The sequence below is a fragment of the Gelidibacter sediminis genome (assembly GCF_004364975.1).
In the GTDB taxonomy this organism is placed as follows: domain Bacteria; phylum Bacteroidota; class Bacteroidia; order Flavobacteriales; family Flavobacteriaceae; genus Gelidibacter; species Gelidibacter sediminis.
In genome coordinates this window covers 1,297,445-1,313,084 of record NZ_SOBW01000007.1, presented here as the reverse complement: position 1 = coordinate 1,313,084, position 15,640 = coordinate 1,297,445, and the positions used below count along the sequence as shown (strand labels likewise).

At 36.3% G+C, this 15,640-nt stretch carries 11 protein-coding genes; 3 read left to right on the top strand and 8 right to left on the bottom strand.

The genetic code is table 11. From position 1 onward, the window contains the following. The 6 genes from BXY82_RS05640 to BXY82_RS05610 form a co-directional block, all read right to left on the bottom strand. On the bottom strand, positions 1-1,284 hold the full coding sequence (locus tag BXY82_RS05640) for a peptidoglycan DD-metalloendopeptidase family protein (protein ID WP_133757180.1): 1,284 nt from the start codon (positions 1,282-1,284) through the stop codon (positions 1-3). Between the two features lie 16 nt (positions 1,285-1,300). Next, complete coding sequence (locus BXY82_RS05635; protein ID WP_133757179.1) at positions 1,301-2,233, bottom strand: tryptophan 2,3-dioxygenase family protein; 933 nt, start codon at positions 2,231-2,233, stop codon at positions 1,301-1,303. A gap of 6 nt (positions 2,234-2,239) precedes the next feature. Continuing rightward, positions 2,240-3,025 (bottom strand): DUF3108 domain-containing protein, encoded by a 786-nt coding sequence (locus BXY82_RS05630; RefSeq protein WP_133757178.1) that lies wholly within the window; start codon positions 3,023-3,025, stop codon positions 2,240-2,242. Between the two features lie 161 nt (positions 3,026-3,186). Continuing rightward, the gene (gene hppD / locus BXY82_RS05625) at positions 3,187-4,347 is read right to left on the bottom strand and encodes a 4-hydroxyphenylpyruvate dioxygenase (RefSeq protein ID WP_133757177.1); all 1,161 of its coding nucleotides are present in this window, start codon (positions 4,345-4,347) and stop codon (positions 3,187-3,189) included. A 577-nt stretch (positions 4,348-4,924) separates the two neighbouring features. Further along, positions 4,925-5,284: a four helix bundle protein gene (locus BXY82_RS05620; protein WP_208293681.1), complete on the bottom strand. Its 360-nt coding sequence runs from the start codon at positions 5,282-5,284 to the stop codon at positions 4,925-4,927. A 524-nt stretch (positions 5,285-5,808) separates the two neighbouring features. Continuing rightward, positions 5,809-6,963, bottom strand: a complete 1,155-nt coding sequence (locus BXY82_RS05610; protein WP_133757176.1) for a homogentisate 1,2-dioxygenase — start codon at positions 6,961-6,963, stop codon at positions 5,809-5,811. Positions 6,964-7,597: 634 nt separating this feature from the next. Between BXY82_RS05610 and BXY82_RS05605 the strand changes: the two genes are divergently transcribed. The 3 genes from BXY82_RS05605 to BXY82_RS05595 are packed head-to-tail and all read left to right on the top strand — an operon-like array spanning position 7,598 to position 11,238. After that, positions 7,598-7,771: a hypothetical protein gene (locus BXY82_RS05605; protein WP_166643251.1), complete on the top strand. Its 174-nt coding sequence runs from the start codon at positions 7,598-7,600 to the stop codon at positions 7,769-7,771. A 50-nt stretch (positions 7,772-7,821) separates the two neighbouring features. Continuing rightward, on the top strand, positions 7,822-8,541 hold the full coding sequence (locus BXY82_RS05600; RefSeq protein WP_133757174.1) for a GLPGLI family protein: 720 nt from the start codon (positions 7,822-7,824) through the stop codon (positions 8,539-8,541). Positions 8,542-8,553: 12 nt separating this feature from the next. Beyond that, positions 8,554-11,238, top strand: coding sequence for a carboxypeptidase-like regulatory domain-containing protein (locus BXY82_RS05595; RefSeq protein ID WP_243835701.1), 2,685 nt, complete (start codon positions 8,554-8,556; stop codon positions 11,236-11,238). A 194-nt stretch (positions 11,239-11,432) separates the two neighbouring features. Here BXY82_RS05595 and BXY82_RS05590 read toward each other — a convergent pair whose 3' ends face one another. Then, on the bottom strand, positions 11,433-13,625 hold the full coding sequence (locus BXY82_RS05590; RefSeq protein WP_133757428.1) for a patatin-like phospholipase family protein: 2,193 nt from the start codon (positions 13,623-13,625) through the stop codon (positions 11,433-11,435). Between the two features lie 102 nt (positions 13,626-13,727). Continuing rightward, positions 13,728-15,518: an excinuclease ABC subunit UvrC gene (gene uvrC, locus BXY82_RS05585; protein ID WP_133757173.1), complete on the bottom strand. Its 1,791-nt coding sequence runs from the start codon at positions 15,516-15,518 to the stop codon at positions 13,728-13,730. Between the last annotated feature and the right edge of the window lie 122 nt (positions 15,519-15,640).

Genomic DNA, 15,640 nt, shown 5'->3' with positions numbered 1-15,640 from the left:
TTAATTTTTTGTGATGGAATATCCTTGTTCTATCGTCGTTTCGTTTTGATATTTATAAGGGATGTTGTCCAATTGGGTTCTAAGCGGCTTTATAAAATCTTGATATTTAACCACGAGATGGTTTGGTATAGACTCTGAAGTTGGTAGTTTTTCCTTAAATGGATCCACTTGCTTTCCGTTTTTCCAAAAACGGTAACACACATGTGGGCCACCGGTATTCCCGGTCATCCCTACATAGCCAATAACGTCTCCTTGTTTTACAAACTGACCTTTCTTAACCGCCTGGTTACGCATGTGCAAATACTGTGTACTGTACGTGTCACTGTGCTTTATTTTTACATATTTACCGTTACCACCCCGTTGTGTAGATTCTACAACCGTACCGTTGGCGGTTGCCAAAATAGGGGTCCCAATTGGTGCCGCAAAGTCGGTACCTTTATGAGGTCTTAAAGCATAACCATAATATGCAATACGTCTGTTTAGGTTGTAACGAGACGAAATCCGGCCAAAATTTACAGGTGCTTTTAAAAAGGCACGCTTTAAGCTTTTAGCCTTTTCATCAAAAAAATCTCCCTTTTTAGTAAGGGTATCAGTTACAAACTTAAAGGCATAAAAATCTTCCCCCTTATGTTGAAAATACGCCGCATCAATCCCATCCAATCCCGCATAGATGGAATCTTCAATATACCGTTGCTTATAGATGATTTTAAATTTATCGCCTTTTTGAAGTTTCCAGAAGTTAATGGTCCAGGCGTAAATATCGGCCATTTCCCCAATCAAACTTTGTGGCAAACCTTGGGCATCCATAGTAACTGACAAACTCCCGTTAATTTCTCCCGAAGCTTCTTTAGTCACCACGGTTACAGGCTTTTTCTCTTTATAGGTCACAATGGAATCTGCAAAATGTATCACCACATAATCTACATTATTTTCTTGGTAAATAAAACATTGTGGTGTTTGCAAACTATCCTTTGCTAAGAGTAAGGTATAAGGGTTTCCTGCTCTCAATTTTCTGATGTCATAAGATTTCTTGGCACTTTCTGCAATCTCATAAATTTTTGAATAGTCTACATTATGACGTTGTAGTATGGCACCAAAGCTATCTCCAGACCGGATGGTGTCCTTTTTTACCACATAATCATTAAGGTTAAACCCAAACTCCCTAAGTTCTACTGGCTCTATATAAGCTTGAAAAGGTGCTTTATTAATCTCTGTTTCCTCGTCTTTACACGACCACAATATCACGCCCAACAACAGTGCTACTACTATACTTTTTTGATACATTAATTACTCCGATTTTTTAAAGGTCCGTTCCCCAGTTTTCTAATTCATTTTCGCTCCAAAGTTGAGGAAAAAATATCCGTCTTTGGTATTTAGGATGCATATATTTTTTCCAATCGCTTCCTCCTGTGGCCTCTCCGTCTCCAGAACCACTTTCTATATAGTGCTTAGCAGCATTATAATGGGCCATGACCCATGTTACATTAACGGTATAATCATAATGACGCATCGCCTTTACCAATTCTTCATCCTTTTGATCAGCTTCAGGAAGTTCTTTGAACTTGGTCCATAAATTTTTTGTGTTATGGGCTTCCATAAATCTTAAAAACTCATCTTTATAACGCTTTTCAAAATTGATCAGTAAAATGGATTTGTTTCCTGTATGATAATCCTTTCCTGCTGCTTGCCAATACAAATGTTCAAACGCATGAGTGTAGGAAGTATTGCGATCAATGTCTTTACGGAAGCGATAGTCTATCAAATTAATCAATTCTGTAGACGCAAATTCTATCAATCTGTATTGAGCACTTTGGAAACCACTAGCCGGTGTTAAAGTGCTTCTGAACTTCATATATTGCTCCACATCCATCCCTTCTCTCATGATGTTGAAGGAGGTGGTAAGCATATCAAAATACCTACTGATACGCATTAATTTAGATTCAAAAAATTCAGTTGTTATGGCATCGTTTTCTGAGACTTGGGAAATTTCCCAAAGAATCATCTTGAACAGTAATTCATTTATTTGATGATACCCAATAAAAACCATCTCATCAGGAAGTGTTGTTCTTTGCACCTGTAAATTCAACAGCGCATCAGTTTGGATATAGTCCCAATACGTAATAGGCTTACTGTGGAGTAAGCCTTCTAAATACGTATGGGTATCTTGGTTTATGGCAGCGTATTTTTGCTGTAGTTCCTTTAAAATAGGATCAAAATCTTGTGGATTGGACATTAGTGGTTAGAATTGTACTTTAAATGAATGTTTTAAACCTTTAAACGCTTCTAAATCGGCTCTTAAAGAACCAACAGCCAAATCAGCTTGAATGCGCAATGGAATTTTATTGTCGTCAGCACTGACCCATAGTGTCAAGCTCTCTTTTTCTTTAAATACACGGCCCGCCATGACATATGGCCTAAATTTGAGTGTTTTTATGGTACCAAATGTTGTGTTCAGTTCTTCACGACCTAAAAATTTGAGTCGGAAGTTATAATTTTCCTCATCAAAAAACATGTTGAGACTCACTACTTCACCTTCTTTAATAGAATTTGTGTTATAATTGTTTCTGAGATAGTAGAATGCCGAAACCATATCCTGAACATTATGTTCTATGGTATATGATTCTCTGGTTTTCTCCTTTTTATTATGAACATGTGCCAATGAAGCCTTATGGTCAAACTCAACTTCAAGGTCTTTGGTATGTCCACCCTCATCAATATCCCGGATAAACTTATAAGGTAAACCTGTGTGTTTATCAAAATAAGACTCATAGCGGTCTTTTACTTTAAAAAACCATTTGATGGCTCCCGAAGTCCAGCCTTTGCCAACCACGTGATAGACGTCCTTTCCATTCAATCGGGCTTCTTTGACTTCCAAAGTAGCATTACCTGCTTTCAAAAAGCCGCTATAGCTCATTTTAAATTTGAACCACTCCCCTTCTTGAAAGGCATATTTTTCTTGTTTTACTTGAGCTGAGGCGCTGAGGACTACAAAGAATAACGCAATGATCAATTGAAATTTTTTCATAATTCTTAATAATTGTAAATATAACTTCTTCTGCGATGTTTTCGCATGTCTCCTCAATAATTACAATTAGCGTTCCAAAAGTATTAAAACAAAAAAACTCCGTCAAATTAATGCGGAGTTTTTAAACCTATCAATACGTTAAATATTTGTTAGCGTTTTAGTTACAGTGTACCACGCAATTCCTGCTCTCTTTCTATAGACTCAAAAAGTGCTTTAAAATTACCTGCACCAAAGCCTTTGGCACCCATACGCTGAATGATTTCAAAGAATAAAGTTGGCCGATCTTCAACAGGTTTGGTAAAGATTTGCAATAAGTAGCCTTCCTCATCAGCATCAATCATGATGCCCAAGCTTTTTAGGGTTTCAATATCTTCCCGCAATTCATGGCTGTGCTCTTCCAGACGTCCAGGAACGGCTCTATAATATTCTTCCGGAGGTGTGGACAAAAATTCAACCCCTCTCGATTTTAATTTGGCCACTGTGGTAATGATATCATCTGTTGCCACTGCTATGTGCTGTACCCCTGGGCCTTCGTAAAAGTCCAAATATTCTTCTATTTGGGAGCGTTTTTTGCCTTCAGCTGGTTCATTGATTGGGAATTTGATGCGGCCATTGCCGTTGCTCATTACCTTACTCATCAACGCCGAATATTCGGTATGGATTTGCTTATCATCAAAAGAGAGGAAGTTCACAAAGCCCATCACATCTTCATACCATTTGACCCAAGTATTCATTTCTCCCCAACCAACGTTACCGACCATATGGTCAATAAATTTCAAGCCTACAGGCTCCGGATTGTAATCAGATTTCCATGCTTTAAATCCTGGCATAAAGGTGCCATTATAATTTTTGCGTTCTACAAACATGTGGACGGTTTCGCCATAAGTGTAAATCCCGGCTCTTACCACTTCACCATGTTCATCCGTCTCCACGGTTGGTTCCATATACGATTTTGCACCACGCTTGGTGGTTTCTTCATACGCACTACGCGCATCTTCAACCCATAATGCCACCACTTTAACCCCATCACCATGTTTCACGATATGGTCGTTTATTGGTGACTTGCTATTTAGAGGCGTGGTCAGTACCAATCGGATTTTATCCTGTTTGAGCACATAACTCACCTCATCTCTCGATCCCGTTTCCAAACCTTTATAGGCATAACTCTGAAATCCGAAAGCAGTTTTGTAAAAGTGAGCCGCTTGCTTAGCATTACCCACGTAAAACTCTACGTAATCTGTACCTAATAGTGGTAAAAAGTCTGATGCCCCTTCAAAAATTTTCTCTAGCCCGTATTCAACGGATTTTATGTCTTTACTCATTATTTATGATTTTATGTTATGATTTAGATGATGTTTAATCACTCTATTTTCTTTTATCTTTTTTTTTTGAATAGAGAGAAGAGAATAGAGAGTAGAGACTTGTATTGTCTAAATCTTCACATCCTAGTCTTTCTTTTCAAATTTTTCTTTTGCTATGTTTTATTTTTAAAAAAGAGAGAAGAGAATAGAGATTAGAGACTTTGTATCGTCAAAATTTTCAAATCCTAGTCTTTCTTTTCAAATTTTTCATTTATTCTGTTTTCTTTTTTTGAAAAGAGAGAAGAGAATAGAGAGTAGAGACTTTGTATCGTCAAAATTTTCACATCCTAGTCTTTCTTTTCAATTTTTCATTTATTCTGTTTTATTTTTTAGAAAAGAGAGAAGAAAATAGAGAGTAGAGACTTTGTATCGTCAAAATTTTCACATCCTAGTCTTTCTTTTCAATTTTTCATTTATTCTGTTTTCTATAAAATTCAATTTGAAGCAGATCCACTCTCTTCTCTCTATTCTCTATTCTCTATTCTATTCTATTCTCATATCCATTGAAGAATTTCGTTTACAATGAAGAACACCCCTACTAAAGCTTATTCTGAAAGCTCATCGTCATTTTTTGAAATTCCGCTATTTTCTCTTGTATCTGATTTAATTTTTCTTTCGTTATATAATTCCTGTTACTGGCAATGATTAATTGCGTTTCTAATTCGAACGAAGAACCTAGAGCGATATCAATGAAATGCGAAAATGATTTATCAGTTCTTGAAGAGCCTTCTGCAATATTACTCGGTATTGATATTGAACATCTACTAAGCTGCGATTTTAATCCAAATTTTTCATCGCTTGGCAACTCTCCAATAACATCAAAAACATCATTAACAATATCTAAACCCAGGGACCATATCCTCAAATTTTTATAATTATGTCGAATTTTTATTGTCATTACCTGGCATCTCTGTTTATATAAAAAAAGAATAGAGACTTTGATTCTCGTATTTCTCGCATTCTAATTCTTGTGTTAAATTATTTCGAAAAGAGAGAAGAGAATAGAGACTTTTACACTCTCTAATTTCTCGCACTCTAGTCTTTCTTTATTTATGTTTTATTTTTTTAGAAAAGAGAGAAGAGAATAGGGAGTAGAGACTTGTATTGTCTAAATCTTCACATCCTAGTCTTTCTTTTCAATCTTTCATTTATTCTGTTTTCTTTTTTTGAAAAGAGAGAAGAGAATAGAGATTAGAGACTTTGTATCGTCAAAATTTTCACATCCTAGTCTTTCTTTTCAATCTTTCATTTATTCTGTTTTCTATCAAATTTAAATTGAAGCAAATCCTCTCTCTTCTCTCTTCTCTCTTCTCTCTATTCTCTATTCTCTATTCTCTCTTCTCTCTTTTCTATTTTCTATGTTCTATGTTCTATGTTCTTTGTTCTTTGTACTTAATTCTCAATACTAACTACTCAATACTATCAAACCCACGACCTAAAATAATCCTCATCCGCAATTTTCAAGGCTTCTTCCGTAATCTGCAACGGTTTAAACGTATCGACCATTACGGCCAATTCATCAGTTTTAGTTTTCCCGAGACTGCGTTCTACGGCTCCTGGATGCGGACCGTGCGGGATACCAGCGGGATGTAGTGAAATATGTCCAGCATCCACATCATTACGGCTCATGAAATCGCCGTCCACATAATACAACACCTCATCACTATCAATATTACTGTGGTTGTAAGGCGCTGGAATGCTCAACGGATGGTAATCATACAAACGCGGTACAAAACTACAGACCACAAAGGCATCGGTTTCGAAAGTTTGATGCACAGGTGGCGGCTGGTGGATACGACCGGTAATAGGTTCAAAATCGTGGATTGAAAAGGCATACGGATAATTATACCCATCATACCCGACCACATCAAATGGATGTGCCGCATAGATCATTTCAAAAATATCATTCTGCTTTTTGACTTTTATGAGAAAGTCGCCGGTTTCATTGTGGGTTTCTAATTCTTGAGGACGGCGTAGGTCGCGTTCACAATACGGCGCATGTTCCAACAATTGTCCAAACCAGTTACGGTAACGTTTTGGAGTGTAGATTGGGCGGCGAGACTCGACAATGAACAAGCGGTTATCTTCCGTATCAAAATCCATTTTATAGATGATGCCTCTCGGCACGAGTAGATAATCGCCGTATTTGAAATCGAGATTTCCCAGATGTGTGCGTAGTTTTCCACTGCCTTTATGAATAAAAATCAATTCATCAGCATCGGTATTTTTATAAAAATAAGCTGTGGTAGACTGTTTTGGTGCTGCTAAAATGATGCTGCAGTCTGAATTGGTAAGCACTGTTTTACGGCTTTCCAAATAATCGTTTTCAGGCTTCACTTCAAATCCGCGGAAGCGATACGATTGAATGTGATTGGCCTTGGCAATTTTGGGCGCTACACTGTATTGCTTTCTGATTTCCTTAACCTGGGTTGGACGTTGCTCATGATAGGAATTGGTGTACATGCCATCAAAACCGATGGTGCCAAACAATTGTTCAGAATACAAGCTGCCATCCGGTTTTCGGAATTGCGTATGTCTTTTGGGAGGTATGTTCCCGAGTTTATGATAAAATGGCATTTTTTTGAGTTTAATGATCAACAATCACCCTGTGACTCCGTTGATTACGGCAGGATATGAAACTCTATAAAGATACAATAATGCGCGCTTATTCTGGATTCCTTTTGATAAGGAATTGAAGATGCTCTAATAAACCGGTCCAGAAAAGTGTGGTCATGCTACAAATATAGAAAAAAGATGCAAAGCACAGTGGGTCCAATTTTTACCGACAGCGATTTTTAATTGGCAATTGAAAAATTCTTAAAAATAATTGCCGTTACAGTTTTCCCGTAGTTTTCAACAATGACAAATGTTGTAAGGCGTAAAATACATAACCCATACTTAGAGTAGGTTAGACTTTTAAATAAATGTAAGAAAAGTTTGAATTTATCATTTTTTTTTTTTTTTATGTTTACAGGGTTGATGATGGTTTTTGGAGTAATTACAAAGTCACTTCTTAGCCATTTGAGACAAATTGGATTGATCCAAAAACCAGCTGGTTTATTTTTTTAAGACTTTGTAATTTTTGACTTTGTAAAACATGACTTTGTAATTTTTAAGACTTTGTAGAAAAAACAAGTTAATAACCAACCTGCATTTAAAAAATGTGTGGGTTTAAAATTTAGAAATTATGAAAAATAAAATATTCGGCCTTATGGCTATTGTGTTATTTATGTCTAGTTCGTTAAATACTTATGCTCTGCAAGTTTCAGATTGTGAAGCTATGGCCACAGAAATTCATGGTATGCTACAAGATGCTGGTGTAGATCATGCCACTGCGTATGAAATATCAGGTCAAGCATTAGAAGCTTGTGAAAATGCCAATTAACCTATAGAAAGAGGCTGAATTTATTTCAGTCTCTTTTAAAAAAACTTGTTATGATAAAACTGCTCATACTTTCAATTATTTTCCTGTCAATTTCTTCTTCATCAGAGCCTATTGATAAAGAACCCATTAATAAGATTTTGTATAGCGCAATGAAAATTGACGACAACTTAAAACCTAGTGATAAAAACAAGAGCCTTAATCTAATCGAAAAATCAATTGATAAAAATGATATTCAATTTGAGTTATTATTCAATTCAAACAAATCAATTTACAAATTAAAAGAAGAACTTGATACTGAAGATATTTCTAAAAAAATAGCTCAACTTTATTTTGGTGGCATTTATGTTTATTATGCAGATACTTTAAAAGAAAAAAATATTTGTCAGGCGCAAGCATATGGAGAATTTTTTATCTTTCCAAATGAGACATTTAAATGGGAACTAACTAAAGAATCAGCAAAAATAAGTGGTTACCTTTGTTACAAAGCAAAAACGGTTAAAATTGTTACAAATGATAAAGGGGTCTTTAAAAAAGAAGTTATAGCGTGGTACACACCTGAAATAGCCACAAATTTTGGACCTAAAGGCTATCATGGCTTACCTGGATTGATATTGGAACTACAAGAAGGAAATCAAATTTTCTACGCCAGTAATATTGCATTAAACACCAATATAAAAATCAAAATTGAAAAACCCTCAAGAGGACATGAAGTATCTTATCATGAATTTTTGAACATTGGAAAAAAAATAGGTAATGAAAACAGACCATAAATAAGTTTACTATTGAAACATTTAAAACTGCTACTTCCACTCTTTTTTATATTTATAGTAATATTTCCAGTTTGCGCCCAAAAAATTATTGTTTCAGGCAAAGTCACAGATACCCTACAAAACCCTTTAGCCTACGCCAACATTTTAGCCATCCCAGAAAACGATAACGAGGCTGTCAAATTTGCGATTACAGAAGAAAATGGCAGTTACAAACTTGGGCTTTCCAAGAACCAAACCTATAACGTAACGGTTAGTTTTCTGGGCTTTACACCACATACCCAAGTTTTAACCACCACAGAGGAAGACCTCATCCAAAACTTTACACTCAAAGAAAATCCAAACCAATTAAACGAAGTTACCATTAACTACACCCCTCCAATTGTGATCAAAAAAGACACCATAACTTACGATGTTAGTAAATTTGTTACTGGTGAAGAACGCAAACTACGGGATGCCCTTAAAAAATTACCAGGAGTAGAAGTGGATAGAGCGGGCAATGTTACCGTGCAAGGCAAAAAGGTAACCAAGGTATTAGTGGAAAACAAAACTTTTTTTACGGGCGATAGCAAATTAGCGGTTAATAACATTCCTGCGGATGCGGTGGACAAAGTTGAAATTTTGGACAACTATAACGAGGTGGCCATGTTAAAAGGGTTACAGGATAGTGAGGATATGGCCATGAACATCAAGCTAAAGGAAGACAAGAAAAAGTTTACCTTTGGTGATGTTGAAGCCGGTGCGGGTATAAAAGACCGTTATTTGATCCACCCCAACCTATTTTATTACAGCCCTAAAACCAATGTCAATTTTATTGGCGACCTCAACAACCAAGGTATTAAGAGTTTTAGTTTTCGAGATTATTTAGAATTTGAAGGTGGTTTTGGCAAACTCTTAAATGATGCTGGTAGTTACTTTGATTTATTTAATAGTGACTTTGCAAACTACCTCAACAATCAGGATTATACCGCAAATACCAATCAATTTGCTGCTTTAAATATACGGCAGTCCGTTACTAATGTTACGGATATTAGTGGCTACGTCATCAGTTCAAACAGTAAAACAGATACCGAAAGCGCTACTGTAAATGAGTATTTAAATACTAGTGAACCGTATGTTGAAGACAGAAACACCGCAAACAAATTCAATAACTTTTTTACCATTGGTAAAATCACCCTTAAATATAACCCAAGTGCTGAAGAAGATCTTGCCTACAATAGTTTTATAAAGGTGACCAATAATGAAAGCCAAGGATTGATAAGCACCATCAATCCTATTCAAAACAACACTATAGCAACACATACAGATATCAAGGCTATCAACCTAAAACAGAACCTTACGTATAGCCGTAAACTTTCAAAAGACCATACATTAACGTTGGAAGCTACCTACAACTTTCAAAATGACAAACCCTTAACGGAATGGTTTACCAACCAAAAAATTCTACAAGACTTGATTCCGCTGGAAGATGATGATCTTTATACTATTTTACAAACCAAACGAAGTCGCGCACATACTGTAAACGCCATTACTAAAGACTATTGGGTGCTCAATAATTTCAACCACCTTTATACGAGCGTTGGCATCAATGCGGCTTTCAACAATTTTTATAATACAGATGAACAATTGTTAAGTGATGGCACCAACAACAATTTTAAGTCGGCTGGTTTTGGGAATGATTTTAGCTATCAATTTGTAAACACATTTGTAGGATTGGAGTACAAATTTCAAATTGGCATCGCCACCTTTAAACCAATGCTCTACGCCCATTTTTACAATTGGAACACCAAACAGTTTGACGAGCGCTTCAGTAACACCAAAGCATTACTGCTCCCCCAATTCACCACCAAAATAGAATTCAATAACAGTGAGAAAATTAATTTTAAATACAGTTTAAACGCCCGTTTTCCAGGGATAGATCAACTTGCCAATAATTTTATTTTGAACAATTTTAATAGTGTGTATAAAGGAAACACCAGGTTAGAGAATCAATTGTACCACAGCGTTAATTTGAGTTATTTTAAGTTTAGCCTTTTTAAGAATTTGAACCTCAACCTGAATACAAGCTTTAATAAAAAGGTGACCCATTTTAAAAGTGTGACCCAATTGCAAGGGATTGAACAATTCAATACGCTCATCATGTTTGATCAACCGGAACATAACTGGAACCTAAGTGGACAGATTTCAAAAAAAATTAACAAGATTCGCTACAAACTGCGAAGTAACTTCAGGTACAACGACTTTTATCAAATTTTAAATGACGACACACGTCTTAATAGTTCAAAATCTGTTTCTTCAACCATAAGTGCTGAGACCTTTTTTAAATCTTATCCAAATATAGAAGTTGGTTATAAAAAAGATTACACTACGTACCGATCATACAACATCATCAGCAATTTTGAAAACGACAATCTTTTTGTCAACCTTCAATACGACTTTAATAATTTTGTATTTAAAGCTGATTATGCTTTTGACAGTTACCATAATAAAAGTAACAACACCAAAAACACTTTTGACACGGCAAATGCTTCGTTATTTTATCAATTGGAAGATAGTCCTTGGGGCTTTGAAATTAATGCCACTAATTTGTTCGATACAAGGTTCAAACAACAGAACGCCTTTAACAGTTTTTTGATTAGTGATAGCAAAACGTTTATACTTCCAAGAATTGTAATGTTCAAAGTGGCTTATAAGCTTTAAAGAAACTTAAAGTTTGTCACACTGAGCGCAGTCGAAGTGCATTTAAGGACCAATCAACAACCTGTCACACTGAGCGCAGTCGAAGTGCTTCAAACTACCAACCTTACACTGTCACACTGAGCGCAGTCGAAGTGTGTTAAAACCAAAAACCACCTGTTGTCACACTGAGCGCAGTCGAAGTGCTTACTCAAATTCTAAAACCAGAACCCCAAATTAAACAACCATATACTATTGCCAAGCTCCGGAGAATACGTGTATTTTGCTTCTATAGGCCCCAAAAAGGTTTCTATTCCGTAACCTATAGCATACCCAGAATAATTAGGAGATGAGAACCACATTCCAGACTCAAAAAGACCATAGCCTATATTGGCATAGTTGGCAGCTAAAGTAATATGGTTTTTTTTGAAGATCTCATAATCCAGACTCAACTTCCCTTTTACAAAACTATCTCCGGTAAGTGCCACGTAGTCATATCCATAAAAAGAAATGAAATTGTTGATAAAGTTATTTCCGTACCCCCCCAACGCAAAATCGAGCGATTGGGTATTTGTATCGCCAATTTTAAATCCGCCCTGAGTAAAGATATTAGCCGATAATTTATCAGAAATCCCAAATGCATACCCTATATCTGCCTTGGCAATAGAGAACTTATCAAAATCCGTGTTAAAATGAGAGGCATGAAAATAAAGATGAAAATCACCACTAAAATACACTCCATTTTTAGGATAGTATTTGTGGTCATAACGATCTAATCGTAATGTGCCAAAAACAGATAAATAATCGGTGTTTTCAAAAAACCGTTCTTTATCCTGTCCATTAGAAACGACAGTTTCAGATTTTATTTTTAAGCGTTTATGCTCACCACCAAGGCTTAGCGCAAAATCCTTTCTAAATAATGTTTGAACATATAGCTGATTGGTTTGGTCTTCCAATTCAATATCAATCTTATTTAAGCCTACTAATGATTGCTCATAATCATTCAGAAATAGTTTGGCATTGACATTTCTATTAAATTGGTTAAATCGTGAACGGACACCCACACTCCAATAAAAGCCCTTATCAATATAATATTCAAAATTATAACGCACCTGATCTCCCAAAATGAGGTCTAAAGACACCACATCGTCATCCAACAGGGCTCTTTTTTTTGTTAAGTTCAGCAAGGCTCCACTTTTATAGAGGTCGTCATAATGGAGTCCAAATTTTATAAAATTAGTGGTTTTGCTTTCTTCAACAGTAGCCGATAAATTGTAAACATTAGGAGTATTTGTTTTTTCAAATTCATAATAAAACGTGGTAAAGTTATTGGTAGCCACCAAATTATTTACCCCTTCGTTAAAATCTTCATAACTTACTTTTGTATCTTCAATTAGTTTCAACTTACCTAAAATATAAGCCCGCGTATATCGATTATTACCATGAATTTTAACCTCTCTAATTGCAATGCTATCTATTGAAACAAGATCTACTTCAACCTCCCTCTTTGTTTTGTATTTCGGGAGTTTATTTAAAGCTTCCAATTTCAATTGGGCGGCATCCACGCCACTCTTAATGATCTTTTTACCTTCACTGAAGGATACCACGGTATAATTTGTTATATCAGGCTTGATGTAGATATCTGTTTCTTCAGACTTTTTTACCATATCGCTAATGGTGCGATAGTTATTGATTTGAAGCAAAATAGAAGGTGCCGACTTCAGGTCTTCTCGGCTTGCCAACCCATCTTGTACATCCACGCCAATGATGATGTCCATCCCTTTAGCTTTAAGCTCTTCAATAGGATAATTGTTAATGACACCTCCGTCTATAAGCACCTGATCATTAATTATTACAGGCTGAAATAATGACGGAAATGCGCCACTGGCCGTTACGGTTTGAGACAGATTTCCCTGATCTAATATGATGGCTTTACCGGTTTCCACATCTGTTGCGACACAAAAAAAAGGAATTGGTAATTTTTCAAAATCCGGAATGTCCGTAACATGCAAGGTTAATTTGGAAAGTAGATTAAAAACATTCTGTCCTCTAGACAATGCTGAAGGCAGATTCAATTTAAAATTTGTAAATGGCAAGGTTACCGCGTAGCGTTCTGAATTATCACGTTCATAAAATGTTTTAGCGGAGCGCGGCAAATAGTCGCTAATAACATCATCAAAATTGACCGATTTAAAAATGGAATCCAATTGCTTACCAGAATAGCCCGACGCATATAAAGACCCTATAATGGCCCCCATACTTGTGCCCGCAATGTAATCTACCTTAATATTTAAACTGTCAATCACTTTTAAAACACCAATGTGTGCAAAGCCTTTGGCCCCACCACCACTCAAAACCAATCCTATTTTAGGCTCCTTTTGTTGTTCAGGGATACTGTCTTGGGCTCCCATGATAAAGCAAGTGCCTAAAAAAAGTAAGGTGATGTAAAATTTAGTTTTCAAGATGTGTGTCTATAGTTTGCAAGCCTAAATGGTTTACAACAGGTGTGTGATTTACTTTTTATAATACTCAATAATTTTTCTTGCTCTTGAGGCGCCAATTACAGGTTCTAACGCTTCAAAGGTAGCGCTACTGATTCGTTTTACGGTTTTAAAATGGGTCATTAAATCTACAATAGATTGCTCTCCTATACCCGGAATCAATTCCAGCTCGGTAGTTAGGGCTCCTTTGCTTCGGCGGTTGCGGTGGTGTTCAATGCCAAAACGGTGCGCTTCGTTACGCAGCTGCTGAATGACTTTTAAAGTTTCGCTTTTTTTATCTAAATATAACGGAATTGGATCATCCGGATAAAATAATTCTTCCAAACGTTTCGCAATTCCGATAATGGCTATTTTCCCTCTCAGGTTTAGCATGTCCAAGCTTTTTAAAGCAGACGACAACTGCCCCTTTCCTCCATCAATAATAACGAGTTGTGGTAAAGGCTGCTCTTCTTCCAGCAAACGCTTATACCGTCTATAGACCACTTCTTCCATAGAGGCAAAATCATCAGCACCTACTACCGTTTTAATATTAAAATGTCGGTAATCCTTTTTACTGGGCTTACCGTTTTTAAACACCACACAAGCCGCCACCGGGTTTGTACCTTGAATGTTCGAGTTATCAAAACATTCAATATGTCGGGGCTCTTCACTGAGACGCAAATCGACCTTCATTTGCGCCATGATCCTATTGGCATGACGGTCTGGATCAATGATTTTTACTTGTTTAAAACGCTCCATTCGGTAGTATTTCGCGTTGCGTTCAGACAAGTCTAAGATCCGTTTTTTATCGCCTAACTTAGGGGTACTGACCTTAATATCTTCACCTAAATCAACTTCAAAAGGCACATATACCTCTCTACTGGTGCTATTAAAGCGTTGCCGAATTTCCGTAATGGCCAATTGTAACAATTCTTCATCAGATTCGTCTAACTTCTTTTTAATTTCCAAGGTATGGGATCTGATGATGGCTCCGTAAGATAGTTGCAAGAAGTTAACATAACCATAGCCTTCATCTGACACAATGGAAAATACATCAACATTGCTAATTTTAGGATTGACAACGGTAGACTTGGCCTGGTAATTTTCGAGAATATCAATTTTTTCTTTAATGCGTTGCGCCTGCTCAAACTCCATTGCATCCGCATGCGCGCGCATTTGTTTTTTAAATTGAGAAAGGGAATCTTTAAAATTTCCTTTTAAAATTTCTCGGATAGCGGCAATATTGTCATGGTAATCCTGTTCAGATTGGTAACCTTCACAAGGTCCTTTACAATTGCCCAAATGATATTCTAAACAAACTTTAAATTTGCCAGCATTTATTTTATCTTGAGCCAAATCATAATTACAAGTGCGCAGCAAATACAAACCTTTAATTAAATCTAATAAAGTTTTTACCGTTTTCATGCTGGTATAGGGTCCGAAATACTCCGAACCATCCTTAAACACACGCCGCGTAGAAAATACTCTTGGGAAACGTTCCTTTTTGATGCAAATCCATGGATAGGATTTGTCATCTTTGAGCAACACATTATACCGAGGCTGGTATTTTTTAATCAGATTATTTTCGAGAAGCAATGCGTCAGTCTCCGTTTCTACCACAATATGTTTGATGGTGACAATTTTTTTGACCAGTACTTTGGTCTTGCCATAATCGTGATTTTTGGTAAAGTAGGAACTCACCCGCTTCTTTAAATCTTTTGCTTTACCCACATACAAAATCTTATCATTGGCATCAAAATATTGATACACTCCCGGTTCATGCGGCAAGGTTTGTAACTGAATTTCTAAAGTAGGCTTACTCATACTTCAAAGATACTATAACTATAAAACATTTCCACCCCATCGATTTCAAGAATTGTAATATAAAAAAATCTAGACAGCTGCGCTCGAAGAACTAACCGCTCTGCCGACAACCAGAAAACAAA

Coding starts and splice junctions, on each gene's coding strand:
- hppD (WP_133757177.1), bottom strand. CDS start 4,347: ATGAGTAAAGACATAAAATCCGTTGAATACGGGCTAGAGAAAATTTTT.
- BXY82_RS05620 (WP_208293681.1), bottom strand. CDS start 5,284: ATGACAATAAAAATTCGACATAATTATAAAAATTTGAGGATATGGTCC.
- BXY82_RS05610 (WP_133757176.1), bottom strand. CDS start 6,963: ATGCCATTTTATCATAAACTCGGGAACATACCTCCCAAAAGACATACG.
- BXY82_RS05605 (WP_166643251.1), top strand. CDS start 7,598: ATGGCTATTGTGTTATTTATGTCTAGTTCGTTAAATACTTATGCTCTG.
- uvrC (WP_133757173.1), bottom strand. CDS start 15,518: ATGAGTAAGCCTACTTTAGAAATTCAGTTACAAACCTTGCCGCATGAA.
- BXY82_RS05640 (WP_133757180.1), bottom strand. CDS start 1,284: ATGTATCAAAAAAGTATAGTAGTAGCACTGTTGTTGGGCGTGATATTG.
- BXY82_RS05600 (WP_133757174.1), top strand. CDS start 7,822: ATGATAAAACTGCTCATACTTTCAATTATTTTCCTGTCAATTTCTTCT.
- BXY82_RS05635 (WP_133757179.1), bottom strand. CDS start 2,233: ATGTCCAATCCACAAGATTTTGATCCTATTTTAAAGGAACTACAGCAA.
- BXY82_RS05590 (WP_133757428.1), bottom strand. CDS start 13,625: ATGGGAGCCCAAGACAGTATCCCTGAACAACAAAAGGAGCCTAAAATA.
- BXY82_RS05630 (WP_133757178.1), bottom strand. CDS start 3,025: ATGAAAAAATTTCAATTGATCATTGCGTTATTCTTTGTAGTCCTCAGC.